Origin of the sequence: Variovorax sp. V15, from assembly GCF_041154425.1 — a bacterium.
GTDB classification, from domain to species: Bacteria; Pseudomonadota; Gammaproteobacteria; order Burkholderiales; family Burkholderiaceae_C; genus Variovorax; species Variovorax guangxiensis.
In genome coordinates, this window is sequence record NZ_AP028659.1 from 737,797 (window position 1) to 761,202 (window position 23,406).

At 69.4% G+C, this 23,406-nt stretch carries 24 protein-coding genes; 7 read left to right on the top strand and 17 right to left on the bottom strand.

Translation table 11 applies throughout. The annotated features are described in order from the left end of the window. The first annotated feature begins 81 nt into the window (after positions 1 to 81). Together erpA and mdtD are read left to right on the top strand one after the other, a co-directional pair. Positions 82 to 447 (top strand): iron-sulfur cluster insertion protein ErpA, encoded by a 366-nt coding sequence (gene erpA, locus ACAM57_RS03615; RefSeq protein WP_019656358.1) that lies wholly within the window; start codon positions 82 to 84, stop codon positions 445 to 447. Positions 448 to 525: 78 nt separating this feature from the next. Continuing rightward, the gene (gene mdtD, locus ACAM57_RS03620) at positions 526 to 1,953 is read left to right on the top strand and encodes a multidrug transporter subunit MdtD (protein ID WP_369660731.1); all 1,428 of its coding nucleotides are present in this window, start codon (positions 526 to 528) and stop codon (positions 1,951 to 1,953) included. Between the two features lie 5 nt (positions 1,954 to 1,958). Here the strand turns inward: mdtD and ACAM57_RS03625 are convergent, their stop codons facing one another. Further along, on the bottom strand, positions 1,959 to 3,089 hold the full coding sequence (locus tag ACAM57_RS03625) for an anhydro-N-acetylmuramic acid kinase (protein ID WP_369660732.1): 1,131 nt from the start codon (positions 3,087 to 3,089) through the stop codon (positions 1,959 to 1,961). Positions 3,090 to 3,099: 10 nt separating this feature from the next. Beyond that, positions 3,100 to 4,446 carry a M23 family metallopeptidase gene (locus tag ACAM57_RS03630; protein ID WP_126023692.1) on the bottom strand — a complete coding sequence of 449 codons (1,347 nt, stop codon included), beginning with the start codon at positions 4,444 to 4,446 and terminating at the stop codon, positions 3,100 to 3,102. Positions 4,447 to 4,630: 184 nt separating this feature from the next. Here ACAM57_RS03630 and tyrS point away from each other — a divergent pair, with 184 nt between their 5' ends. Beyond that, positions 4,631 to 5,839: a tyrosine--tRNA ligase gene (gene tyrS, locus ACAM57_RS03635; protein WP_369660733.1), complete on the top strand. Its 1,209-nt coding sequence runs from the start codon at positions 4,631 to 4,633 to the stop codon at positions 5,837 to 5,839. A gap of 40 nt (positions 5,840 to 5,879) precedes the next feature. Here tyrS and ACAM57_RS03640 read toward each other — a convergent pair whose 3' ends face one another. Next, the gene (locus ACAM57_RS03640) at positions 5,880 to 6,500 is read right to left on the bottom strand and encodes an OmpA family protein (RefSeq protein WP_369660734.1); all 621 of its coding nucleotides are present in this window, start codon (positions 6,498 to 6,500) and stop codon (positions 5,880 to 5,882) included. An 11-nt stretch (positions 6,501 to 6,511) separates the two neighbouring features. Continuing rightward, a complete protein-coding gene (locus tag ACAM57_RS03645; protein ID WP_184640865.1) occupies positions 6,512 to 7,099 on the bottom strand; it encodes a FecR domain-containing protein in 588 nt (195 codons plus the stop codon). 153 nt (positions 7,100 to 7,252) lie between these two features. On the opposite strand from ACAM57_RS03645, the gene ACAM57_RS03650 reads away from it, so the two are divergent. Both ACAM57_RS03650 and dtd read left to right on the top strand, forming a co-directional pair. Beyond that, positions 7,253 to 8,170 (top strand): cation diffusion facilitator family transporter, encoded by a 918-nt coding sequence (locus ACAM57_RS03650; protein ID WP_369660735.1) that lies wholly within the window; start codon positions 7,253 to 7,255, stop codon positions 8,168 to 8,170. Then, the gene (gene dtd / locus ACAM57_RS03655) at positions 8,167 to 8,610 is read left to right on the top strand and encodes a D-aminoacyl-tRNA deacylase (protein ID WP_126184774.1); all 444 of its coding nucleotides are present in this window, start codon (positions 8,167 to 8,169) and stop codon (positions 8,608 to 8,610) included. Before ACAM57_RS03650 ends, dtd begins: the two co-directional genes overlap by 4 nt. Before the next feature lie 16 nt (positions 8,611 to 8,626). Here dtd and ybeY read toward each other — a convergent pair whose 3' ends face one another. Both ybeY and ACAM57_RS03665 read right to left on the bottom strand, forming a co-directional pair. Next, positions 8,627 to 9,094 carry an rRNA maturation RNase YbeY gene (gene ybeY / locus ACAM57_RS03660; protein WP_369660736.1) on the bottom strand — a complete coding sequence of 156 codons (468 nt, stop codon included), beginning with the start codon at positions 9,092 to 9,094 and terminating at the stop codon, positions 8,627 to 8,629. Between the two features lies 1 nt (position 9,095). Then, a complete protein-coding gene (locus ACAM57_RS03665) occupies positions 9,096 to 10,043 on the bottom strand; it encodes a PhoH family protein (RefSeq protein WP_184640862.1) in 948 nt (315 codons plus the stop codon). Positions 10,044 to 10,212: 169 nt separating this feature from the next. Here ACAM57_RS03665 and ruvA point away from each other — a divergent pair, with 169 nt between their 5' ends. After that, on the top strand, positions 10,213 to 10,785 hold the full coding sequence (gene ruvA, locus ACAM57_RS03670; protein ID WP_301506293.1) for a Holliday junction branch migration protein RuvA: 573 nt from the start codon (positions 10,213 to 10,215) through the stop codon (positions 10,783 to 10,785). A gap of 19 nt (positions 10,786 to 10,804) precedes the next feature. Here the strand turns inward: ruvA and ACAM57_RS03675 are convergent, their stop codons facing one another. From ACAM57_RS03675 to ACAM57_RS03710, 8 genes are all read right to left on the bottom strand, one after another. Continuing rightward, on the bottom strand, positions 10,805 to 11,806 hold the full coding sequence (locus tag ACAM57_RS03675) for a Bug family tripartite tricarboxylate transporter substrate binding protein (protein WP_369660737.1): 1,002 nt from the start codon (positions 11,804 to 11,806) through the stop codon (positions 10,805 to 10,807). Positions 11,807 to 11,851: 45 nt separating this feature from the next. Further along, positions 11,852 to 13,123, bottom strand: coding sequence for an alkyl sulfatase dimerization domain-containing protein (locus ACAM57_RS03680; protein ID WP_369660738.1), 1,272 nt, complete (start codon positions 13,121 to 13,123; stop codon positions 11,852 to 11,854). After that, positions 13,120 to 14,463 carry a DUF1254 domain-containing protein gene (locus tag ACAM57_RS03685; RefSeq protein WP_369660739.1) on the bottom strand — a complete coding sequence of 448 codons (1,344 nt, stop codon included), beginning with the start codon at positions 14,461 to 14,463 and terminating at the stop codon, positions 13,120 to 13,122. The genes ACAM57_RS03680 and ACAM57_RS03685 overlap by 4 nt, the downstream gene beginning before the upstream one ends. A 3-nt stretch (positions 14,464 to 14,466) precedes the next feature. Continuing rightward, positions 14,467 to 15,849 carry a DUF1254 domain-containing protein gene (locus tag ACAM57_RS03690; protein WP_369660740.1) on the bottom strand — a complete coding sequence of 461 codons (1,383 nt, stop codon included), beginning with the start codon at positions 15,847 to 15,849 and terminating at the stop codon, positions 14,467 to 14,469. Between the two features lie 34 nt (positions 15,850 to 15,883). Further along, a complete protein-coding gene (locus ACAM57_RS03695) occupies positions 15,884 to 16,837 on the bottom strand; it encodes a Bug family tripartite tricarboxylate transporter substrate binding protein (RefSeq protein ID WP_369662390.1) in 954 nt (317 codons plus the stop codon). A 49-nt stretch (positions 16,838 to 16,886) separates the two neighbouring features. After that, positions 16,887 to 18,998: an acetate--CoA ligase family protein gene (locus ACAM57_RS03700; protein WP_369660741.1), complete on the bottom strand. Its 2,112-nt coding sequence runs from the start codon at positions 18,996 to 18,998 to the stop codon at positions 16,887 to 16,889. Positions 18,999 to 19,021: 23 nt separating this feature from the next. Continuing rightward, positions 19,022 to 20,086: a porin gene (locus tag ACAM57_RS03705; RefSeq protein WP_369660742.1), complete on the bottom strand. Its 1,065-nt coding sequence runs from the start codon at positions 20,084 to 20,086 to the stop codon at positions 19,022 to 19,024. 135 nt (positions 20,087 to 20,221) lie between these two features. Then, positions 20,222 to 20,377, bottom strand: a complete 156-nt coding sequence (locus ACAM57_RS03710) for a hypothetical protein (RefSeq protein WP_354425458.1) — start codon at positions 20,375 to 20,377, stop codon at positions 20,222 to 20,224. Here ACAM57_RS03710 and ACAM57_RS03715 point away from each other — a divergent pair. After that, positions 20,376 to 20,987 carry a Crp/Fnr family transcriptional regulator gene (locus ACAM57_RS03715; protein WP_126023815.1) on the top strand — a complete coding sequence of 204 codons (612 nt, stop codon included), beginning with the start codon at positions 20,376 to 20,378 and terminating at the stop codon, positions 20,985 to 20,987. The genes ACAM57_RS03710 and ACAM57_RS03715 overlap by 2 nt on opposite strands. A gap of 18 nt (positions 20,988 to 21,005) precedes the next feature. On the opposite strand, the gene ACAM57_RS03720 is transcribed toward ACAM57_RS03715, so the two are convergent. From ACAM57_RS03720 to ACAM57_RS03730, 3 genes are read right to left on the bottom strand one after another with little or no spacing between them, the layout of a single operon-like run. Beyond that, positions 21,006 to 21,608, bottom strand: a complete 603-nt coding sequence (locus ACAM57_RS03720) for a YdeI family protein (RefSeq protein WP_126023678.1) — start codon at positions 21,606 to 21,608, stop codon at positions 21,006 to 21,008. Beyond that, entirely contained in the window at positions 21,605 to 22,561 is a 957-nt protein-coding gene (locus tag ACAM57_RS03725) for a phosphatidate cytidylyltransferase (RefSeq protein WP_369660743.1), read from the bottom strand. The genes ACAM57_RS03720 and ACAM57_RS03725 overlap by 4 nt, the downstream gene beginning before the upstream one ends. Beyond that, positions 22,558 to 23,283, bottom strand: a complete 726-nt coding sequence (locus ACAM57_RS03730) for a 1-acyl-sn-glycerol-3-phosphate acyltransferase (RefSeq protein ID WP_221297648.1) — start codon at positions 23,281 to 23,283, stop codon at positions 22,558 to 22,560. The genes ACAM57_RS03725 and ACAM57_RS03730 overlap by 4 nt, the downstream gene beginning before the upstream one ends. Between the last annotated feature and the right edge of the window lie 123 nt (positions 23,284 to 23,406).

Sequence of the window (23,406 nt, forward strand, 5' to 3'; positions counted from 1 at the left end):
CATGGCCTGCCGGGATCGCGTCATTGCAGTAGGATTCGTTTCATTGGCCGCACATCCGGCCCCCCAAGGAGTTATTAGCCCATGAGCGCCGTAGCCGAAAACATCCAGACCCAGATGCCCGAGCCGATCATCTTCACCGACAGCGCGGCAGCCAAGGTGGCCGACCTGATCGCCGAAGAAGGCAACCCCGACCTCAAGCTGCGCGTGTTCGTGCAGGGTGGCGGCTGCTCCGGCTTCCAGTACGGGTTCACCTTCGATGAGATCACCAACGAAGACGACACCACCATGACCAAGAACGGTGTGTCGCTCCTCATCGATGCCATGAGCTACCAGTACCTGGTCGGCGCAGAGATCGACTACAAGGAAGACCTGCAAGGCGCCCAGTTCGTGATCAAGAACCCGAACGCCACCAGCACCTGCGGCTGTGGGTCGAGTTTCTCGGCCTGATGCCTGGATGCCGCTGACCAGCCTCCCCCCAGAAAGCCGCCTTCGGGCGGCTTTTTCGTTCCCGTTTCCTTTCGCGCCATGACGACTCCCGAGGCTGAGCCCGCCGATCAACCCGTTCGCAGGAGCCTGCTGTGGCTCGTGGCCGTCGGCTTCTTCATGCAGACGCTCGACGCCACCATCATTAACACGGCGCTGCCCGCGATGGCCGCGAGCCTGGGCGAAAGCCCGCTACGCATGCAGTCGGTGGTGGTGGCCTACGCGCTCACCATGGCGATGCTCATCCCCGCCTCGGGCTGGATCGCCGACCGCTTCGGCACCCGGCGCATCTTCTTTTCGGCCATCGTGCTGTTCGCGCTGGGCTCGGTGCTGTGCGCGCTGTCGCACAGCCTGGGCCAGCTGGTGGCGGCGCGGGTGGTGCAGGGGCTCGGCGGAGCGCTGCTGCTGCCTGTCGGGCGGCTGTCGCTGCTGCGCACGGTGCCGCGCGGGGAGTTTCTCCAGGCGATGAGTTTCGTGGCCATCCCGGGGCTGATCGGGCCCCTGCTGGGCCCCACGCTGGGCGGGTGGCTGGTGCAGTACGCCTCCTGGCACTGGATCTTCCTGATCAACGTGCCCGTGGGGCTGGCCGGTTGCATCGCCACGCTGAAGTACATGCCCGACCTGCGGGGCGCGGCGCTCAAGCGCTTCGACAGCGTGGGCTACGCGATGCTGGCCTTCGGCATGGTGGCGATTTCGCTCGCGCTCGACGGCGTGGGCCTGCGCCAGGGCGGGGTGATGGTGGTGCTGATCTTCGGCTTCGCGAGCATCGCCGGCTACTGGCTGCGCGCCGCGCGCACGCCCGAGCCGCTGTTCGCGCCCTCGCTCTTCCGCGTGCCCACGCTCAGCATCGGCCTGATCGGCAACCTGTTCTCGCGGCTGGGCAGCAGCTGCATGCCCTTCCTGGTGCCGCTGCTGCTGCAGGTGTCGATGGGCTACTCGCCGGTGCACGCCGGGCTGATGATGCTGCCGATCGCGCTGGCCGGCATGGCCATGAAGCGCTTCGCCACGCCGTTGATCACCCGCCATGGGTACCGCAAGGTGCTGGTGGTCAACACCATCCTCGTCGGCTGCACCATGGCCAGTTTCGGGCTCACGGCGCCGGGCCAGCCGATGGCGCTGCACGTGCTGCAGCTGCTGGCCTTCGGCGCGGTCAATTCGCTGCAGTTCACGGCCATGAACACCATCACGCTGAAGGACATGGACGGCAGCACGGCCAGCAGCGGCAACAGCCTGCTGTCGATGGTGCAGATGCTCGCGATGAGCATGGGCGTGGCCGCCGCGGGCGCGGTGCTGGCGGGCTACAACGGTGTCTTCGGCACCGACACGCCGGCCCATACGCTGGACGCCTTTCAGGCGACTTTTGCGACCATGGGGCTCATCACGATCGCTTCCGCGCTCATCTTCTGGCATCTGCCCTCGGAGGTGCGTGCGCCGCACCCGGCGCAGCCGGAGGTTTCCGGCCAAGGCTGATCGGGTCAGGCGGGGTAGATCGCGCCCAGCACCCGAGCGCCGCGCGCGCCGGTCACGCTGGCGAGGTTGCCCGGCTCGCGGCGCACCGTTGCGCGGGCAAGCCAGGCGAAGGCGGCGGCCTCGACCTGCAGGGGCGGCAGCCCGTGATCGGTGGAAGCCGCGACCGTCACGCCTGGCAGCAGGGCGCGCATCCGGGCGAGCAGGTGGTCGTTCAGCGCGCCGCCGCCGCAGACGATCAGCAGCTTGCTATCTTTTCCGTAGCTCTTGAGGTCCGCCGCGCAGGCATGCGCGGTCAGTTCGGCCAGCGTGGCCTGTACGTCTTCGGGCGCCATGGTCGCGGTGCCGAGCTGCGCGGCGAGCCAGTCGGGATTGAACAGGTCGCGGCCGGTGCTCTTGGGCGGGGTCCGGGCGAAATACGGGTCGGCCAGAAGCTGCGCGAGCAGGCCGGGCAGCACCTTTCCACTGGCCGCCCACTGGCCGCCGCGGTCGAAGGGCTGGCCCTGATGGGCCTGGCACCAGTGGTCCATCAGCGCGTTGCCGGGGCCGCAGTCGAAGCCGAGCACCGTGGGCGCGCCCGCCGGCCGGTTGGTGGCCGGCAGCAGGCTCAGGTTGGAAATGCCTCCGATATTCAGCACCGCAACCGTCTCGTCCGGCCTGCCGAACAGCGCGCGGTGGAATGCCGGCACCAACGGTGCGCCTTGGCCGCCGGCCGCGAGGTCGCGGCTGCGGAAGTCGGCCACCACGTCGATGCCGCTCAGCTCGGCCAGCAGCGAGGGGTTGTTGATCTGCAGCGTGTAGCCGACTTCGTCGAACTCGAGCGGCCGGTGCCGCACGGTCTGGCCGTGCGCGCCGATGGCGGTGATCGCGCCGGCATCGGTGCCGCTGTCGGCCAGCAGCTGGGCGACGACGCCGGCGTAGGCGCGGGCCAGGCCGTTGCCGGCCAGCGCCGCGCGGTGGAGTTCGTTGTCGCCCGGCGTGTTCAGCGCCAGCAGCTCGGCGCGCAGTGCCACCGGAAACTGGGCTGTGGCGTAGGACTTGACCGCGATGCGGCCGCCCGAAAAGTCGGCTAGCACGCCATCGACGCCGTCGAGCGAGGTGCCCGACATGAGGCCGATGAAAAGCTCCTCGGCCGCCATCGCCGGGAGGTCAGTCGGCGCTGGCCTGAATGACGGAGAAGGCCGCGGCCAGCTCGGTGCGCGCGCCCACGGCAACGCGCTCGAAGGCAGGACGCATGGCAGCGGTGATCGGAGCACCGCCTTCCTGTGCGATGGAGGCTGGGTCCTGGTAGACGCCGCCCACGCGGAATTCGAAGTGCAGGTGCGGGCCGGTGGCCCAGCCGGTGGAGCCCACCGCGCCGACCGTCTGGCCCTGGCTCACCGCTTGGCCGGCCTTGACGTCGATGCGGCTCAGGTGAGCGTATGCCGTCTGCTGGTTGTTGCGGTGGTTGATGATGACGATGTTGCCGTAGCCGTTCTGCGTGCCGGCGAAGTCGACCGTGCCGTCGCCGACCGAGCGCACCGAGGTGCCGGTGGGCGCCGCGTAGTCGATGCCGTTGTGCTGGCGCCAGCTGTTCAGGATCGGATGCATGCGCATCGCGAAGCCGCTGGACACGCGCGAGAACTCGACCGGCGTCGCCAGGTAGGCCTTGCGCAGGCTGTCGCCGTTCGGGCGGTAGTAGCTGCCCTTCTGGCCTGCGCCGGGGGGCTGGAACCAGACGGCCTGGTGGATCTTGCCGTTGTTCTCGAACTCGGCCGACAGCACGCGGCCGCTGCGCAGCGCCTGCCCGTCGGCTTCGAAGGTCTCGTACACCACGGCGAAGCGGTCGCCCTTGCGCAGGTTGCGCACGTCGACGTCGCCCGCGAAGATGTCCGCGAGCTGGCTGGCCACGGCGTCGGGGATGCGCGAGTCGTCGGTGGCGGCGAAGAGCGAGGTGCGGATGGTGCCGCTCGCCAGGCGCGTGCCGGGGGTGAGCGAATCGCGCTCGGTGACGCCCGAGAAGCCGGTGGGCGTGCGCTCGATGACGAAGCGCTTGAAGCCGCCGTCGCCGTCGGGAATCCAGCGGGCGCTGAGCTTCTTGAGCTGGTTTTCCTGCGTGGCCTCGGCCGTCACGGTGCGGCCGGCGCGCGAGAAGAGCGCGTTGCGGGCCTCGACGCTGCCGCGCACGAAGGCGGTGGCGGCCGGGTCGGAAATGCCCAGGCGCTTCATGAGCGCATCGGCCGTGTCGCTGGAGCGGGTGACGTCGGTGCGGAAGAGGGTGAAGCTGAAGTTCTCGAGCGATTCGCTCTGGTCGGCGAACGAGACGGGCGCCGTGGCTTCGAGGATCTGGTGGACGGGGAGGTCGGATGCGTCGGGGCCCAGGGAGGCCACCGCGAGGGTGCCGGCGCTCAGCAGCGCGCCCGCGATGATCGCGGTGATCTGCCTGGGGTACGTCCGGAATGTGTAAGCCACGCGGGAAGCGAGAAGCTCCTCGGCGGCAAGGATGCCGTTGATCAAACTATGAATTCCAGCTCAGGTTCTGCAGGTCCGTGCTGCAAGGCCCAGTAACGTTCAGGGCGGCAGGAGACGGTGCGGAAAGAGCGCCGCTTAGAATTCGGCGCTAGAAAAGTCGGGCTGAGTATAGCTTCGGCACCCCAAAAATCAGCTAAAAAAGCCCGTAAAGGCCGATTCTGTTACATCCATGAGCCTCTCGAATAGTGTAGGACGCGCGCTCGAAATCTCCCTCCGGGGCGCCGACGAGCTGCTGCCGCAGGACGAATGGGTGCGCAAGCTCCAGCGCTCCGAAGCCACCGGAACCCCGCTGCGCATCAAGCTGGGCCTGGACCCCACCGCGCCGGACATCCACGTCGGCCATACCGTGGTGCTCAACAAGATGCGCCAGCTGCAGGACCTGGGCCACCGGGTGATCTTCCTGATCGGCGACTTCACCACCACCATCGGCGACCCCTCCGGCCGCAACAGTACCCGCCCGCCGCTCACCCGCGAGCAGATCGAGGCCAACGCCCAGACCTACTACAAGCAGGCCAGCCTTGTGCTGGATCCCGAGAAGACCGAGATCCGCTACAACTCCGAATGGAGCGACCCCCTGGGCGCCCGCGGCATGATCCAGCTGGCCGCCAAGTACACGGTGGCCCGGATGATGGAGCGCGACGATTTCAACAAGCGCTTCAAGGCCGGCCAGTCGATCTCGGTGCACGAATTCCTCTACCCGCTGATGCAGGGCTACGACTCGGTCGCGCTCAAGAGTGACCTGGAGCTGGGCGGCACCGACCAGAAGTTCAACCTGCTCGTCGGCCGCCATCTCCAGCAGGAATACGGCCAGGAACCGCAGTGCATCCTCACTATGCCGCTGCTGGAAGGGCTCGACGGCGTCGAGAAGATGTCCAAGAGCAAGAACAACTACATCGGCATCAGCGAAGACGCCAACACCATGTTCGCCAAGGTGCTGTCGATCTCCGACGACCTGATGTGGCGCTGGTACACCCTGCTGAGCTTCCAGTCGCTGGAGCAGATCGCGGCGCTGAAGGCCGAGGTTGAGGGCGGGCGCAACCCGAAGGACGCCAAGGTCGCGCTGGCCAAGGAAATCACCACCCGCTTCCACAGCGCGGCGGCGGCCGATGCGGCCGAGCAGGACTTCATCAATCGCAGCAAGGGTGGCGTGCCGGACGAGATTCCGGAGGTGTCGCTCTCGGGCGCCCCGCTGGGCATCGCCCAGGTGCTCAAGCAGGCGAACCTCGCGCCCTCGACCTCGGAAGGCAACCGCCTGATCGACGGTGGCGGCGTGCGCATCGATTCCGCCGTGGTCAGCGACAAGGCGCTGAAGCTGCCTGCCGGCAGCTACGTGGTTCAGGTCGGCAAGCGCAAGTTCGCGCGCGTGACCCTGAGCTGATCGCCCTCCGGGGCGACCTGCTCGATCCCTCTATTTCTAATTAGCGGACCTCGATGGTGACGCGCCGGTTGCGCGGCTCGTCCACGTCGTCGGCGGTCTGGATGGCGAGGTCTCGTTCGCCGCGGCCCACGGCCTCGATGCGGTTGGCCGGGAACTGGCGCTCCACGAAGAGCTGGGCCACTTCCTGCGCCCGGCGGCGCGACAACTCGTCGTTCTGGTCGCCGTTGCCCTTGGTGTCGGTGTGGCCGGTGACCACGATGTCGCCGCCGCTGCGCGCCAGCGCCGCCGCCAGCGCCTCGCTCATGATCTGCTGCGACGCCGCCGTCAGCGTGGTGCCGCCGAGTTCGAAGTACACCGTGTAGCGCTGCGGCGGGGGCGGGCGCATGTCGAACAGCGGCTTGTTCTCCGCCTGCACCTTGGCCGGATCGACGTTGTCGACCACCGGTGCGCCCTTGGCGCCGACCGCGGCCGTGGCGCGCTGGTAGGGCGTGGAGAGCACTTCCTCGCCGTCCTTGGCGCGAACCACCACCGCCGAGGGCCTGCCGTCGGCCTGCGGCAGCAGCACCACACGCGTGCCGGGCGTGGAGCAGGCGGCCAGAAGCGCTGCGGCCAGCGTGGCCGCGAGAAGGGAGGGGAAACGGGAGGATTGGAGTTTCGGCATCTGCGTCTTCATCATGGCTGGCCGTCGGCTTGCACGATGAAGTCGGTGCCGCGTATGCCGATGGTGGCGGTCTGCGTCTCGACCCGAACCGCGTCGGGGTTGGTCTTGCCGATGAGGCCGGTGATCATGCGCATCGAGCCGCGCAGCAGCGACAGCAGGATGCCGCCCTCGCGCGTGGTGCCGTCGAAATGGAATTCCTTGAGATCGAGCCGCGACGAGGGGCCGACCACCAGCGTCGTGTCGTCGCGCAGCACCACGGCGGCGGAGGAGTCGGGGCCGGTCACGATGCGGTCCACGGCGCCCAGCGCGTCACCGGGGCTGGCGGTGCGGGCGGCGCCCGCGCCGTTGAGCAGCTGGACGTTGCCGCGCACCGACTTCACGAAGCCGGCCTGGAGATCGGCCTTGGCAGCGGCAGCGGCAGGCACTGGAGCCGGCACGGCTGCTGCGGGAGCAGGCGCTGCTGGAGCGGGAGCAGGTGCCGGAGCGGGAACAGTCGCGGGGGAGGCCGCGGGTGCGGCCGGCGGCGTCTGGGCCTGCGCCAGCATGGCGGCTCCCGCGATGGCGAGGCCGCCGAGGGCGGTCACGAGGTTTTTCATCATCTGGCTCTCTGCGAATAACAGTTGCGCAACGTTTGCCAAACATTATTAATGCGAAGGCGTTACATATGGACACGAGGCCGATAATTCAGGCTGTTTCTGCGGTCTTTTACCGCTTTTCGCGTTGCTTCCTGCTCCATTCCTGATGGCATTTGCATGATGTTTACCCCTAAGACGCTGCTGCGCGCCTCGATTGCCGTGGCTTTGATCACGATCGCGCTCAAGGGATTGGCCGGCTACATGACGAATTCCATGGGCCTGATCTCGGACGCCATGGAGTCCTTCGTGAACCTCGCGAGCGCCGTCTTCGCGCTGGCCATGGTGACCATCGCCGAGCGGCCGGCCGACGACGGCCACCCCTATGGCCACCACAAGGCCGAATATTTCTCCTCGGGCTTCGAAGGCATCCTGATCGTCGGGGCCGCCGTCGCCATCCTCTGGGTCTCGGTGCAGCGCCTGCTGTCGCCCCAGCCGCTGGAGCAGCTGGGCTGGGGCCTGGCGCTGTCGGTGCTCAGCTCGGGCTTCAACGCGGGGCTGGCCTTCCTGCTGTTCCGCGCGGCGCGCGCCCACCGCTCGATTGCCCTGGAGGCCGACGGCCGCCACCTGATGGCCGACGTCTGGACCTCCGCCGCCGTGCTGGTCGGCATCGTCGGCGTGATGCTCACCGGCTGGCTCTGGCTCGACCCTGTGCTGGCCATCGGCGTCGCGCTGAACATCGCCCGCGAGGGCGTCAAGCTGGTGTGGCGCTCCTCGCAGGGCCTGATGGACAAGGCCCTCGACCCCGAGACCCTCGCCACCGTGCGCGCCACCATCGACGCCTTCGCTACCCGCGTGCCCGAAGGCAGGCGGCTGCGCTTCGACGACATGGTCACGCGCAGCGCCGGCCAGCGCCGCTTTGCCGACCTGCACATGCACGTACCCGGCGACTGGACGCTGCAGCACGCCGCCAGCATGCGCGACGAACTCGAGCAGGCGCTCATGGACGCCGTGCCCGGCCTGCGCGTCACCATCCAGCTGTTGCCCCTGACCATGGAAGCCCGCGCCACCCAGGCCGGCGAACATCACCCCCTATGAAAGCCGTTCTCCAGCGCGTGGCGAATGCCCGCGTAGACATTTCCGGCCGCACCGTCGGCGCCATCGATGCGGGCCTGCTGGTGCTGCTGTGCGCCGAGCGCGGCGACGTCGACGCGCTCGCCGACCGCATGCTCGCCAAGATCCTCAAGCTGCGCATCTTTGCGGACGAGGCCGGCAAGATGAACCGCAGCGTGCAGGACATCGGCGGCGGCCTGCTGGTGGTGAGCCAGTTCACGCTGGCGGCCGACGCCAGCGCGGGCAACCGCCCCAGCTTCACCCAGGCCGCGCCGCCCGACGAAGGCCGGCGCCTCTACGAGTACTTCGTGGCGCAGGCCCGCGCCGCGCACCCGGTGGTGGCCACCGGTGAATTCGGCGCCGACATGCAGGTGCACCTGCTGAACGACGGGCCGGTCACCATCCCGCTGCAGATGACGGCGTAGCGCCGCGGCCTGCTATCTACTTGCCGTAGGGGCTGCGGATGCCCAGCCCCGCGAGGATCTCGATCTCGTACGCCTCCATCTCGTCGGCGTCGGCCTCGCTGGTCTCGTGGTCCCAGCCCTGCGCATGCAGCGTGCCGTGCACCAGGAGGTGGGCGTAGTGGTCGGCCAGCGTCTTGCGGTTTTCCTTCGCCTCGCGCGCGACCACCGGCGCGCACAGCACCAGGTCGGCCATCACGACGGGGCCCTGCGCATAGTCGAAGGTGAGCACGTTGGTCGCGTAGTCCTTGCCGCGGAACTCGCGGTTCAGTCGTTGGCCTTCGTCGGCATCGACGATGCGCACCGTGATCTCGCCATCGATGTCCAGTGCATGGCGTATCCAGCGTGTCACGCTGTGGCGCGGCAGCGCGGCGCGATGGCGCTCCACGCCCTTGAAGCGGCCGAACTGCAGCGAGAGCGAAAGCGCCGGGAGCTTCGATGCCGCCATCTCAGTGGCCTCCCGCGCGCTTGCGCTGGCCGTCGTAGGCATCGACGATCTTCGCCACCAGCGGATGGCGCACCACGTCCGCGCTGGTGAAGTGCGTCATCGCGATGCCGTTCACCCGCTTGAGCACGCGCTCGGCGTCGATCAGGCCGCTGAGTTGGTTCTTGGGCAGGTCGATCTGGCTCACGTCGCCCGTCACCACCGCGCGCGCGCCGAAGCCGATGCGCGTGAGGAACATCTTCATCTGCTCGGGCGTGGTGTTCTGCGCCTCGTCGAGGATCACGAAGGCATTGTTCAGCGTTCGCCCGCGCATGAAGGCCAGCGGCGCAATTTCGAGTGCATTGCGCTCGAAGGCCTTCTGCACCTTCTCGAAGCCCATCAGGTCGTAGAGCGCGTCGTACAGCGGCCGCAGGTAGGGGTCGACCTTCTGCGTCAGGTCGCCAGGCAGGAAGCCCAGCCGCTCGCCCGCTTCCACCGCCGGGCGCGTCAGCACGATGCGCTGCACTGCCGCACGCTCCAGCGCGTCGACCGCGCAGGCCACAGCCAGGTAGGTCTTGCCGGTGCCGGCCGGGCCGATGCCGAAGGTGATGTCGTGCTTCGCGATGTTGTCGAGGTAGATCGCCTGCGTCGGCGTGCGCGGCCGCAGGTCGCCGCGGCGGGTGACGAGCATCGCCACGTCCTCGTCGCCTTCGAGCATGCCGCCGTCGCCGGCCAGCGTGAGCTGCACCACCGCAGCGTCGATAGGCCGCTGGGCGATCTCGTACAGCGCCTGCAGCACGTCCATCGCGCGCTGCGCGGGGGCCTTGGGGCCGTCGACCTTGAACTGCTCATGGCGGTGCGCGATCTTCACGCCCAGCGCGTCCTCGATGCGGCGCAGGTGCGCGTCCAGAGGGCCGCACAGGTGGCTGAGGCGCGAATTGTTCAGTGGGGTAAAGGTGTGTCGCAGAATCACGCGGTATCCATTTCCATCTAATCGGCAGCCCTATGCAAGACCAGCCACGCTCGAAAAAACGCAGTCCAAGGCGGGGAACACCGCGGAACCGGCTTTGCCGGGCCGCCGGTGTTGCCCCCTTGAGGGGGGAAGCGGCTACACGAAGTGAGCAAGCAACGGGGGGGAGCCAATGATAGGCAAACTGACCGGCATTCTGGCGGAGCGCAATCCGCCGCAGGTGGTGGTGGACTGCAACGGCGTCGGCTACGAGGTCGACGTGCCGATGAGCACGTTCTACAACCTGCCGAACGTCGGCACCAAGGTGTCGCTGCTCACGCACTTCGTCGTGCGCGAGGACGCGCAGATTCTCTACGGCTTCGGCACGGCGGAAGAGCGCGCCGCCTTCCGCCAGCTCATCAAGATCACCGGCGTGGGCCCGCGCACCGCGCTGGGCCTGCTCTCGGGCATGAGCGTGGGCGAGCTCTCGCAGGCGATCACCACGCAGGAGCTGGGCCGGCTGGTGAAGATCCCGGGCATCGGCAAGAAGACGGCCGAGCGGCTCCTGCTGGAGCTCAAGGGCAAGCTCGGCGCCGACATCGGCCTGCCGGCGCACGCCGCCTCCGACGCGCAGGCCGACATCCTGCAGGCGCTGGTCGCATTGGGCTACAGCGACAAGGAAGCCGCGCTTGCGCTGAAGGCACTGCCGAAGGACGCGACGGTGAGCGAGGGCATCAAGCTTGCGCTGAAGTCGCTGGCCAAGTAAGGCGGGCGCGGCCGGGGCTTCACTCCAGCGTCAGCCCGATGTCCTTCACCAGCACGCTCCAGTCGTGCAGGTCCTTCTGCATCGTCGCGGCGAACTGCTCGGGCGTGTTCTGCGGCAGGTCGGTGAAGTTCAGTTCGCGCAGCCGTTGCACCACGGCCGGGTCCTTCAGCACCTGGTTCACCGCCACGTTGAGCTTCTTCACGATGGCCGGAGGCGTCTTCGCGGGCGCCAGCACGCCGTACCAGGAGTAGTTCGTGAAGGGATAGCCGGCCTCGATCATCGTCGGCACGTCGGGCAGCATCGGGATGCGCGAGGGGCCGCTGTTGGCCAGCGCCTTCAGGCGCCCGGCGCGCACCAGTTCCACCGTGGACGACATGTCGGCGAAGGCCGCGTCCACCTGCCCGCCCATCAGGTCCTGCACGCAGGGGCCGCTGCCCTTGTAGGGCACGTGCGTCATCGACAGGCCGGCCTGCTTCTTGAGGCTCTCCATCGCGAGGTGGCCGCCGGAGCCGCTGCCCCACGAGCAATAGTTGAGCTTGCCGGGGCGGGCCTTGGCATAGGCGACGAATTCCTTGAGCGTCTTCACCGGCAGGTCCGGCCGCACAAGCAGCAGGTTGCCGCCGCGCCCGATCTGCGCCACGGGCGCGAAGTCCTTCAGCGGGTCGTAGGGCAGCTTCCTGTAGAGGCTGGGGTTCACCACCGTCGCCGCCGCGTAGGTGAACAGCAGCTTGTAGCCGTCGGGCGTGGCGCGCGCCGCGAGCTCGGTGCCGAGGATGCCGTTGGCGCCCGGGCGGTTGTCGATGATGAAGGGCTGCTTCAGCGACTTGGAGAGCGCGTCCGCGATCAGCCGCGAGATGGTGTCGGTGCCGCCCGCCGCCGCCGTCGGCACGATCAGCGTCACCGGCTTGTCGGGATACGCGTCGGCACTGCCCTGCGCATGGCCGGAGGCTGCGGCCCATGCCGCGAGCGCTCCCACGGCCAGGGTGCGCAGATGGCGTCGGAGGAGTGTTGTGCTTCTCATGTCTTGTCTCCTGGTCTCTCTACTCTCTATCTATCTACCTGTTCGTCAGTGGATGCCGAAGCGCGCCTGCGTTCCCTGCTCGATCATGTCCGCGCCCACGCGATACAGGTTGCGCGAGACGTAACTCGGCACCTGCCGCGCGCGCTCGCGCAGCCATTCGGCCTTCAGCGAGCGCGCCTCCACGATCTCGGGCGCGTCGCCCTCGGCCGTGGCCAGCAGGTCGATCACGTGCAGCGCGAGCTGCCAGCGGCCTTCCTTCGCGAAGCCGCACGCACGCACGATCACGCCGCGCTTGTCGGTGATGGCCTCCGCCACGGCCCGGCCGATGGCCTCCGGCGCCTCGGGGTGCAGCGAGGTCGGGTTGCGGTCCCACCAGCCGTTCTCCGAGCGGTAGATGTCGCGCACGATGTAGCCGGGGTCGCCATAGGTGGGCTTCATCCACTCGACGCCGAACAGCTCGTCGGGAAAGCGCATGCGCGCCAGCACGCCGCGCTCGTTGTGCCCCTCGTTCATCAGCCGCACGACCTCGGCGCGCAGCCAGCGCAGCGCGCGCGCGGTGTGCGTGAGCACGTGCCGAACCTGCTCCTCGCCTTCGAGCGTGGCGCCGAACTCGCGCACCGCCTTGCGCGCACCGAGCGCGGCGAGCGCTTCGAGCGTGTCGGCCCAGCGCACCGTGTCGCGCATCGTGCGAAACGGCGTGCCGATGTTGGGAATCGAGTCGATCAGCGCCGCGCCGCCGTACAGCACGCGCTGCGACGGGCTCCACAGCGCGATCGCATCGTCGGTCTCCGAAGGTGTCCAGCGCAGCTCGATGCGGCTGTCGCCCTGGCCGATCTGCAGCCGGTCGTCGAAGGTCTCCGTGGGCGGATGCATGGCGAGCCGGTGGTCGAAGAAGCCGGCGGGCCGGTTGAACTGGATCTCCGCCATGCGGTGCTGCAGCGTCTCGGTCTCGCGGTAGCGCGCGTGGCGCTTCGGCACGTTGCGGTGCGCGATGACGCGCGGCGGCGCATCCCCGCGCTGCGCGGCATGCGCGAGCCACATCGGCACGCCGGAGTTGTAGCCCACGTGCCCGTGGCTGAAGCACAGCGCATGCAGCGGCGCGTTGCTGATCTGACGCACCGCGTCAATCATGCCCTGCGTCACCGCGCCGCCTGGCCCGGCGTCGATCACCACGAGGCCGGCATCGGTCTCGGCCACGAAGGACTGTCCCTGCCCGCGCAGGATGTGCAGCCCCGGCGCAACCGTCTCGGTGCCCGTGCCGACGATGAGGAAGGGCTTTTCCTGTTCAGTGTTGCCCGTACTGTTGTTGGTGCTCATGCGGCCTCCCCGATACGCACCAGCGCCGGCAGCGCATAGCGGCCGTCCAGCATTTCCTCGCGCGGCACATAGGCGCGCAGGCACAGATAGAAATCGCCGGCGGGCGCCGGCAGCCAGTTCGCCCGCGCGGTCTCGCCCTCGGGGCTCGCATGCTGGATGTGCAGCGTGAGCCCGCCGTCCGCGTCGCGGCGCAGCGCCGGCGTGCGGTCGCCGATGGCGTAGCGGTCGATGGGGTTGTCCACCAGCATGTAGTCGCGGCTGTCGTACATCGTGAGAGACCAGAAGGCCTCCACCGGCGGCAGCGCGCCCGGCGCGAAGCGCAGTGTGTAGCGGCCGCTGCCGTCGAGCTTGCGCCCCATGGCGTCGTGCCAGGCCAGCGGATAGGTCGCCTCGCGGCTTTCGAGCATGCCGATGTACTTGAGCGCGACCAGCGCGCGCGCCAGGTGGTCGTCGCCGAAGCTGCCTTCGACCAGCGGCATCTGCACCCAGCCCGAAGGCGCCGTGGTGCCCGACTGCGCATTGCGCAGGCGCGGCAGCACGGCATCGAGCGCGTCCTGCAGCGGGCCGAGCTGCGTTTCGTCGGGCGTGCCGGCATCGGGGCCCAGCCCGAGCCGCGCGAAGCGGGCGAGCACAGCGGCATCGCGCGCGGGCGGCAGGTTCTCGCGCAGCGCGCGGTTCACCTGGGTGGCGAAGTGCTCGGCGCCCAGCGGCGCCTTCGGGTCGCAGGCCGGGTCGAAGTGCTTCGGCATCGATGCCGCCTTGCCGGCCCGCCAGTCGCCGAGCGTGCGCACGACGAAGCCATCCTGCAGCGCATTGACTGCGGGCACGTCGCCCGGCCCGTCGACCAGGATGCGGCCGATGACCCACAGCCAGCGCGTCGGTGCCTCGATGTGCGAGCCGGGTTGCGCGAACGCGGCCGGCACTTCTCCGCGCCAGCCCGGAGGCGTGACGAGCAAGGAGCGCGCGGCCGTGCCCGTGAGCCGCTGGCCGATATGCGCGAAGGGGTTCGTGTAGAAGTCCAGCAGGCCCAGCACGTAGTAGCGCCCGGCCGTGTCGGGCACGTCGATCACCAGCGGGCCGTCGCCCAGGTCCAGCCATGCGTTGGTGTAGAGCGTGTCGTTGTTCGGCGTCACCACGCGGCTCTTGCCCGCTCCCAGCAGCTGGCGCGCGTGGGTGAACACGTTGCACCAGCGATGGGGCTTGGGCGCTTCGCCGGCGCTGTCGGTGCGTTGCGGCGAGGTGGCGGCGCGCATGCGGCTCATCTCGTATAGCGGAAAGGCGTAGACGACGGCCTTCTCGGCCAGCGTGCGCAGTTCGTCGTCGATGGTTGTCGTCTGCATCGCTCAGGCCTCCCGCGCCTGCAGGGCGGGAATGCGCCAGCTCTGCACGCCTTCGCGCGGGTAGTACATGCGCAGGATCAGGTAGAAGCGGCCGGCCGGCGCGGGCAGCCAGTTGGATGTGTCGGCCGGGCGCGCGTGGCTCAGGCTGAGCTCCAGGCTGCCGTCGGCCGCGCGCTTCAGTCCGGGCGTGCGGTCGCCGATCGCGTGGCGCCTGATCTCGTTGGGGTAGAGAAAACGGTCGGCGTCGTAGAGCGTCACCGACCAGAAGGCATCTGCGGGCGGCAGGTCATCGGCCTCGAAGCGCATCGTGTAGCTGCGCTGGCCGTCCAGCGGCTCCTGCTTTTCGTCGTAGTGCGCGGCGGCGTACACCGCCTCGCTGGTGGCCAGCGCGCCCAGGCCCAGGTAGGCGGTGCGGGCGCGGCCGAGGAACTCGTTGCCGTAGCGGCCGGTGGAAGGCGTCATCGACCAAGGCTTGGGGCGGCGGTTGCGGCCCGCGGCACCTACCAGCTGCACGCCTTCGGCGAAGCCTTCGATCAGCCCTTCGCGCGCGGGCTCGTCCAGCGTGTCCCACGAGAAGGCGGCGTCCGGCCGCAGCCCGGCCTGGCCGAACCAGGCGACCAGCGCGCGGTCTTCCACGCGGCCCGGCGCCTCCGCGAGCTCCAGGCACATGTTGGTGAAGAAGCGCGGCGCCACCTGCGCGGCCGGCTCACCGTTCTCGAAGGCGGCGGCCATGGCATCCACCGCCGGGCCGTCCCAGTGTTCGACGGCGGCGGGCCGTTCCTGCAGCACTGTGCCGGGGGCGGGCTCCAGCCTGATCTCGGACTGCAGCGCGCGCGCGGCCGGCCAGTCACTCTCGTCGCCGACGAGGATGCGGCCGATCAGCCAGACGAGGTCGGTCGGGCAGCGCACCACGCGGTGGCCCGCGAGCGATGCCGGCACCGTGCCGCCGGGGCCGACGAGCACCACCGTCTCGCCCTCGGGGTTGCAGTTGCGTGGCCCCAGGTTCTCGAAGTTCTCGGTGTAGGCGTCGTACAGCGGCAGCACGAAGTAGCGGCCCGGGTGGCGCGACGACGCGGGCACGGTCAGCAGCATCGGCCCCTGCGCCAGGTGCACCCAGGCGATGGTGTAGAGCAGGTCGTTGGCTGGCGTCACCACGTCGCGGTCTTCATCGGTGGAAGGGCGCGGCGCATGGTGCAGCGTGTTCACCGGCGCGCGCACGTCCGAACCGTGCGAGGCACCGGTGCGGCGCTCGCCCCGGGGCGCGGTCTGCATCGCGCAGGTGCGGTAGGTCTCGGTGAGCGGATAGCCGTAGACGAAGGCGGCCAGGCCGATGGAGCGGGCCAGTGCCTTGCGCGCGGCAGTGACGGTGGAATTGGGAGCGGTCATCGGGATGTCTCTTTGCTGGAGTTCATGGATCGGTTCAATCGAGCTTCACGCCCGTGGCCTGCGTGAGCCGCAGCGTCACGGGAAGGAATGCCTTGTAGGCAGCGGTGGCGTCGGCCGGCAGGTTGCCCACCGGCTCGGCGCCGAGTTCCTCGATGCGGCGGCTGACCTCGGGCTGGCGTATCACCGCGCTGACCTCGCGCCCCAGCCGCTCGACCACCGCGTCGGGCGTCTTCGCGGGCGCCATCAGCGAGGTCGGGCCGGTCAGCGCATAGACCTCGTCGGCGTAGCCCTGCTCGGCGAAGGTCGGCACGTCGGGCAGCGCCTTGGCGCGGCGCGGGCCGGCCACCGCGAGCGCACGCAGCTTGCCGGCCGCGATGTACGGCTGCAGCGTGGTGACCGAGCCGACCGTCATGTTGATGACGCCGCTGATCAGGTCCACCGCCATCGGGCTCTCGCCCTTGTAGGGCACGTGCAGCGTCTGCAGGCCGTAGGTCTTGTCCATGTAGACCTGGATCTGGTGCGGCTGCGTGCCCGGGCCCCACGAGCCCATCGTGTACTTGCCGGGCGCTGCCTTCACCGTGGCGATCAGGCTCCTGAAGTCCTTCGCCGGCACGGAAGGATGCACCGCCAGCACGGTGCGCGTGGTCGCGATGTCCGAGACCATGCGCAGGTCGGTGCGCGGGTCGTAGGGCAGCTTGCTGTAGAGCACCATGTTCGCGGTGACCGGGCCCGGCACCGTCAGCAGCAGCGTGTAGCCGTCGGGCGCGCTCTTTGCGACGTAGTCGGTGCCGATGATCCCGCCCGCGCCGCTGCGGTTCTCGACCACCACCGGCTGGCCCAGCCGCTTCGACAGCCCGTCCGCCACGATGCGCGCGAGGATGTCGGTGGAGCCGCCCGCCTGGTACTGCACGACGATGCGCAGCGGCTTCGACGGAAAGGGCGCTTCGGCGTGCGCGATGGCGGTGCCAATGCCGAGGATGCCGAACATGGCAAGTTGTCTCTTCGATGTCGTCATGCGGTCTGTCTCCCGTGGTTGTTCATGCGGCGCGTCCGACGACCAGCGCATCGACCGCCACGCAGCCGCCGTCGGCCCGCGGCCGCGCGATCAGCGGGTTGATCTCGGCGCTGTCGAGCGAATCGCCTGCGCGCAGCGCGAAGCGCCCCAGCGCGCACAGGGCATCGGCGATCGATTCGAGATCGACCGGCGCACGGCCGCGCGCGCCGTCGAGGATCGCGAAGGCGCGCAGCTCGCGCACCATGGCCAGCGCGTCGTCGCGCGTGATCGGCAGCGCGCGCAGCGACACGTCGCGCAGCGTCTCGACGTGGATGCCGCCCAGGCCGAACATCAGCACCGGCCCGAACACCGGGTCGCGGTGCACGCCCGCGATGCATTCGACGCCGCCCGCCAGCATGCGCGCCACCAATGCGCCGTCGAGCCGCGCATCAGGCCGTGCCGAAAGGGCATGGTCGCGCGTGCGCTCGAAGGCCTCGCGCGCCTGCGCCGCGCCGCGCAGCCCGAGCGCCACGCCGCCGACGTCCGACTTGTGCGGGATGTCCGCGCTCACGATCTTCACCACCACCGCGTCGCCGATGGCTTCGGCGGCTGTGGCCGCCTCGTCGGCGCTGCGCACCACCCGGTGCTCGACCACCGTCACGCCGGCCTCGGCAAGCAGCGCCAGCGCGTCGGGCTCGGACATGGCGCCGGGGGACAGCTTCAGCGGATTCGAGGCGAGAGCCGGGACCGTCGAAGGCCGCACGCCGGTCTTCAATCCGGCCAGCGCGGCGATCGTGCGGATGCCGTCCGAAGGATCGGCGAACACCAGGCAGCGCATCGCCTCCAGCTCCGCGCGGCGCTCGGGCGCCAGCAGCGTGCTGATGGCCAGCAGCGTGTCGGGATAGGCCGCGCGCAGCGAGCCCACCAGTTCGCGCAGCACCGGCCAGAAGGCGTCCGACGCGCCCGCGGCCGCGAGGAAGCCCATCCACGACGCGAAGCCCCGGTCGTCGAGCATCACACGGGCGCTGCGCTCCAGCAGGCTCATGTCGTTGGTGACCTGCCCGGTGATGTCGACCGGGTTGCGCGGCGCCGCGAAGGGCACCCAGCTGCGCAGCGTGTCCTGCGCCGCATCGCTGAGCGGCTGCACGTCCAGGCCCTGCGCCGAGGCCTCGTCGGCCATCAGCGCGCCCACGCCGCCAGAGAGCGTGAACAGGCCGATCGAGCGGTCGCGCGGCCGGCCGGCCACGGCCGCGCTGTGGGCCAGGTCGAAGAACTCGGTGAGATTGCGCGCGCGCAGCACGCCGTACTGGCGGAACACAGCGTCATACACCGCGTCGTCGCCTGCCAGCGCGGCGGTGTGCGAGGCCGCGGCCTGCGCGCCAAGCGCCGTGCTGCCCACCTTGACCATCACCACCGGCTTGCCGTTCGCCTGCGCGAGGGCCAGCGCGGCGCGCAGGCGAGGGCCGTCGCGGCAGCCTTCCATGTAGCCCATGATCACGTCGGTGGCCGGGTCCTGCGCCAGCCAGGCGAGGCAGTCGGCAAACTGCACGTCGGCCTCGTTGCCGGTGGTGGCCCACAGCGACAGGCCCACGCCGCGTGCCCGCGCCATCGAGTACGCATACGCGCCGAACGCGCCCGACTGGCTCACCAGCCCGATGCGCCCTGCCGCCACGCGGCCCACGCCGGGCGCCGGCGAGAAGGTCGCGTAGACATTGCGCGCGATGTTCATGAAGCCCAGGCAGTTGGGCCCGATGAGCCGCACCCCGGCCGCGCGCGCCTTGTCGCCCAGCCGCGCCTGCGCGGCCGCGCCCTCGGCGCCGGTCTCGGCGAAGCCCGACGAGAACAGCACCACGCCCTTCACCTTCGCGGCGATTGCGTCGTCGAGCGCGCCGTCGACCAGCGCGGCGGGCACGGCGAGGATGGCCAGGTCCACCGGCTTGCCAATGGACTGCAGGTCGGGCCAGGCCTGCAGTTCCTGGATGCGCCCGGCGTTGGGGTTGACCGGATAGAGCGCGCCGTCGAAGCCGAAGCGGCGCTGGTAGTCGATGGGGATGCCGCCGATCTTCTGCGGGCTGGACGAGGCGCCGACCACCGCGATGGAGCTTGGCGCGAACAGGGCCGAGAGCGATTCGGCCTGGGACGAGAAGAAATCCATGGATAGAGGAAAGAGGAGCGGTTTCAGAAGTTGTGGCGGATGCCGGCGGCGAGCACGCGCACGCCGGCGCCGCTGTCGGGCGCGACGGCGATGGTCGCGAGCGAGGCCGAGGCACCGTGCCGGTTGAGCAGGCGCAGCCAGCGCGCATAGAGCACGGTGCGCTTGCTCAGGTAGTAGTCGTAGCCCAGCGTCCACGCGAGCTGCGAGCGGCCGGTGTCGTCCACCTTGCGCTGCATGGCCTCGAACATCAGGTTCGAGGCGGGCGTCACGTTGTAGGTGACGCCCAGGCTCGCGAGCTTCGCCGTGGGCACGCGCGGCAGGTTCGAGCTGTTGCGCACGTAGTTGGCATAGAACTGCAGCCCGATGTCCGGCAGCTCGTAGGCGCCGCTCAGTGCCTGGTAGGTGGTGGTGGCCAGTTCGGCCACGGGCGCGGCGGCCGCGCCGGAGCGCGCGCGCTGGAAGGCGTAGGCGATGTAGTAGGGCTTGCGTGACCAGCCCAGGCTGCCGCCGTAGAAGTTGCCGCTCTGGTGGCTGGGCGCGCTCGATTCGCCCGGCGCGTAGGCGATGTCCGCGAAGAAGTCGCTGCTGGCCGGCGTGCGGTAGCGCACCATGTTGCTGGCACGCGCGGCGAAGGGCGTGAGCCCCGGCTGCGCGTCGGTGGCGGCCACCAGGTTGATCGGCGAGAACACCGAGTTCACGCCGTACGGGTCGGCCTTGAACAGCGTGTAGAACATCGGCGTGTACATGCGGCCCGCATCGATCTGGCCCCACGGTCCCGAAAGGCCCACGAAGGACTGCCGGCTGAACGACATGGCCGGCCCGGGCAGCGTGCCGTTGCCGGTGTCGGGCGCGAAGCCGCTTTCGAGCGTGAAATGCGCGCTGAGCCCGCCGCCGAGGTCCTCGGTGCCGCGAAAGCCCAGGCGCGAGGCGGTCTGGCCGCCATCTTCGAGCCGCTTCGACGAGGTGATGCCCGACTTGGCGAAGGCCATGTAGAGGTCGACCGTGCCGTAGATGGTCACGCTGCTCTGGGCCAGGGTGAGCGAGGAGTAGGCCGCCAGCGCGAGGCCGGCGGCGGCTGTCTTCTTCATGTGCTGCTTGTCTCCGGTAGGGCTTGCCGCATGCGGATGCATGGCGGTGCCGCTTGTGTGCTTGTGGATGTCCGGTGCTTACGATAGAAATGACGCCCTCCCGAATCTGTCAACGCTTTGACAGATTCATGAACATCACGGCAGGGAGAACCCGCTGACCCGATCGCCTCGCTCCACCCCCAGGAACGCCGAAGAGAGCGCCGCGCTCATCGAGCGCGCACTGCGCTGGAACGAGCTGTTCTCGCGCTGGCCCGACGCGCGCCGCACCGAGCTCATGAAGTCCGCGCGCATGGAGCGCTACAGCCGGCGCACGCAGGTGCTCGCGCACGACCGCCACCGGCGCGAGCTGCTGGTGGTGGTGTCGGGCTGCCTCGAGATCAGCAGCATGAGCGCCAACGGCCGCAAGTACGTCAACGCACTGCTGGGCCCGGGGCAGGTGGCGCCGCTGGTGCGGCTGCTGGAAGACGTTCCGCTGGCCTACGACTACCACGCGCACGAGGATTCGGTGATCGTCCACCTGCCCAGCGACGCGGTGATCGCGGTGCTCGACGCCGAGCCGGTGCTGTGGCGCGACGTGGCCAAGCTGGGCCTGCAGCGCCAGCGGCTGAGCATCGTGCTGCTGCAGAACCAGATGCTCAACTCGATCCACGGGCGTGTGGCGGCCACGCTGATGAGCCTGGTCCACTTCTACGGCGGGCAGGGTCCTGGAACCGCGGAGGACGCCGGGGGGCCGCTGGTGCGGCTGTCGCAGAACGACCTGGCGGCCATGCTGGGCCTGTCGCGCCAGACCATCAACAAGGAACTGGGGCGCCTGGTTGAAGAGGGCGCCATCGACATGCGCTACAAGCGCATCCGCATCGTCGATGCGGACCGGCTGGCGCGCATCGCCGCCGGCACCTGAGGAGGAGCCGGATGAGGCTCAGGGGTGGATCTTCTCGCCCTTGGCGAGCATCTCCACGAACTGCGCGATGCGCCGCGCGCGGGTCTCGGGCTTCTTCGCGCCCTGGGTGCGGAACAGCACCGCGAAGCGGTTGCGCGAATCGAGCGTGGCGAAGAACTTCGCGGCCTTCTTGTTGGCGTCGAGCGCGGCCTGCAGGTCGGGCGGCACCGTCGCGGCGCTGACGCCCTCGTAAGCCGCCTCCCAGCGGCCGTCGGCCTTGGCGCGTTCGATCTCGCCATGGCCGGCCGGCTGCATGCGGCCTTCCTCGATGAGCTTGAGCACCTTGGCGCGGTTGATCTGCGACCAGATGCTGCGCTTGGTGCGTGGCGTGAAGCGTTGCTGGAAGTACTGCGCGTCGTCGCTCCTGCGCTGGCCGTCGATCCAGCCCCAGCACAGCGCTTCTTCGAGCGCGGCGGCGTAGTCGACGGAGGCGATGCCGCTGTCCTTCTTCGCGATGCGCAGCCATATTCCGGCGGCGCTGGCGTGGTGGCGCCTGAGCCAGCGCGCCCACGCGGCTGCGTTGGCGCACTCCAGGGGCGCCTCGTGCACGACGCGCTCTTCCTGCTCTCGCGCCTTGCTCATGGCACCCACCAGTAGCGCAGCGCGTGGAAGTAGATGGGCGCCGCGAAGATCACCGAGTCGAGCCGGTCGAGCATGCCGCCATGGCCCTCGATCATCGAGCCCCAGTCCTTCACGCCGCGGTCGCGCTTGATGGCCGACATCACGAGGCCGCCGAAGAAGCCCATGAGGCAGATGGTGAGCGCCATCAGCGCCGCCTGCCATGGGTTGAAGGGCGTGGCCCAGTACAGCGCCGCGCCCAGCGCGGTGGCGCTGGCCACGCCGCCGACCAGGCCTTCCCATGTCTTGGAGGGCGAGAGCTCGGGCGCCACCTTGCGCTTGCCGAAGAGCTTGCCCCACACGTACTGCAGCACGTCGCTGCCCTGAACCACGATCACGAGGAAGGCGATCAGCAGCAGGTTGCGGCCCTCGAAGCCCGGAATCTGCAGCGTGAGCAGCGCGGGCACGTGGCTGATGCAGAACACGCACACCATCAGCCCCCACTGGATCTTCGAGGTGCGCTCCAGGAAGCGCCGCGTGTCGCCGCCCACCGCCGCCAGAATGGGCAGCAGCAGGAAGGCGTAGACCGGGATGTAGATGGCGTAGAGCCCGTACCAGTCGATCCAGATCAGGAAGTACTGCCCCGGCAGCGCGAGGTAGAAGGCCAGCGCGATCGGCGCATGGTCGCCGCGGCGCGTGTAGGCCAGGCTGATGAACTCGCGCAGCGCGTAGAACGAGATCAGGTAGAACAGGACGATCACGCCGCCCTTGCCGAAGGCGAAGGCGATGCCGATCACCGCCACCATCACCCACCACGCGTTGACGCGCGAGTTGAGGTTGTCGATCACCGAGTGCGGCTGGCCGTGCGCCACCTTCCACTTGAGCAGCGCGCCGATAGCCGAGGCCAGCACCAGCACGCCGGCCACGCCGCCGAAGAGCTTGAGCGTGGTCCACGCGAAGGGAGAGAGCTCGATCATGCTGCGGCTCCTCCGTTGCCGTTCTGGCTGCCGGCCGTACCGTTCTCCTCGATGCGGTCGTACTCGGGCCGCAGGTCGAGCATGGCGGCGCGAGCGCGGGCAATGAAGCTGGTCTTGTCCTCGCCCTCTGCCAGCGAGATCGGCGCTCCGTAGCGCACCGTGCACGCCAGCGGAATCGGCACCAGCGTGCCCTTGGGCAGCACGCGCTTGAGGTTCTCGATCCACACCGGCACCAGCCGCACGTTGGGGCAGGCGCGCGCCAGGTGGAAGAGGCCGCTCTTCAGGGGCAGCAGGATCTCGTCGCCGGTGTTGCGCGTGCCCTCGGGGAACATGATGAGCGAGTCGCCGGCGTCCAGCGCCTGCTTCATCTGCTCCACCGGGTTCTCGCCCTGGCCCGAGCCGTCGCGGCGGATCATCAGCGCGTTGAACACGTCGATGCCGATGAACTGCCGCAGCTTCGAGGCCATCCAGTAGTCCTGCCCCGCCACGGGCCGCGTCAGCGCGCGCAGGTCGGGCGGCAGGGTAGCCCACAGCAGCACGAAGTCGCCGTGGCTGGTGTGGTTGGCGAAGTACAGCGTCTGCTCGGCCTTGGGCGTGGTGCCCGACCAGATGGCGCGCACGCCGGTCAGCAGCCCGGCCGCGCCGATGATGAGCTTGCCCGCCACGATCGCGAGCCCGCGCCGCAGCACGGTGCTTTCGGGCTTGTCCGTGCTATCGCTCAAAGCGTCGCCTCCGGCGTGAATGCCTGGTTCGGTGCGCACCGCGGAACCGGCTTTGCCGGGCCGCCGGTGCGGCCCCCGGCGAGGGGGGAGGAGGCCACACGCAGTGGGCAAGCCTGGGGGAGA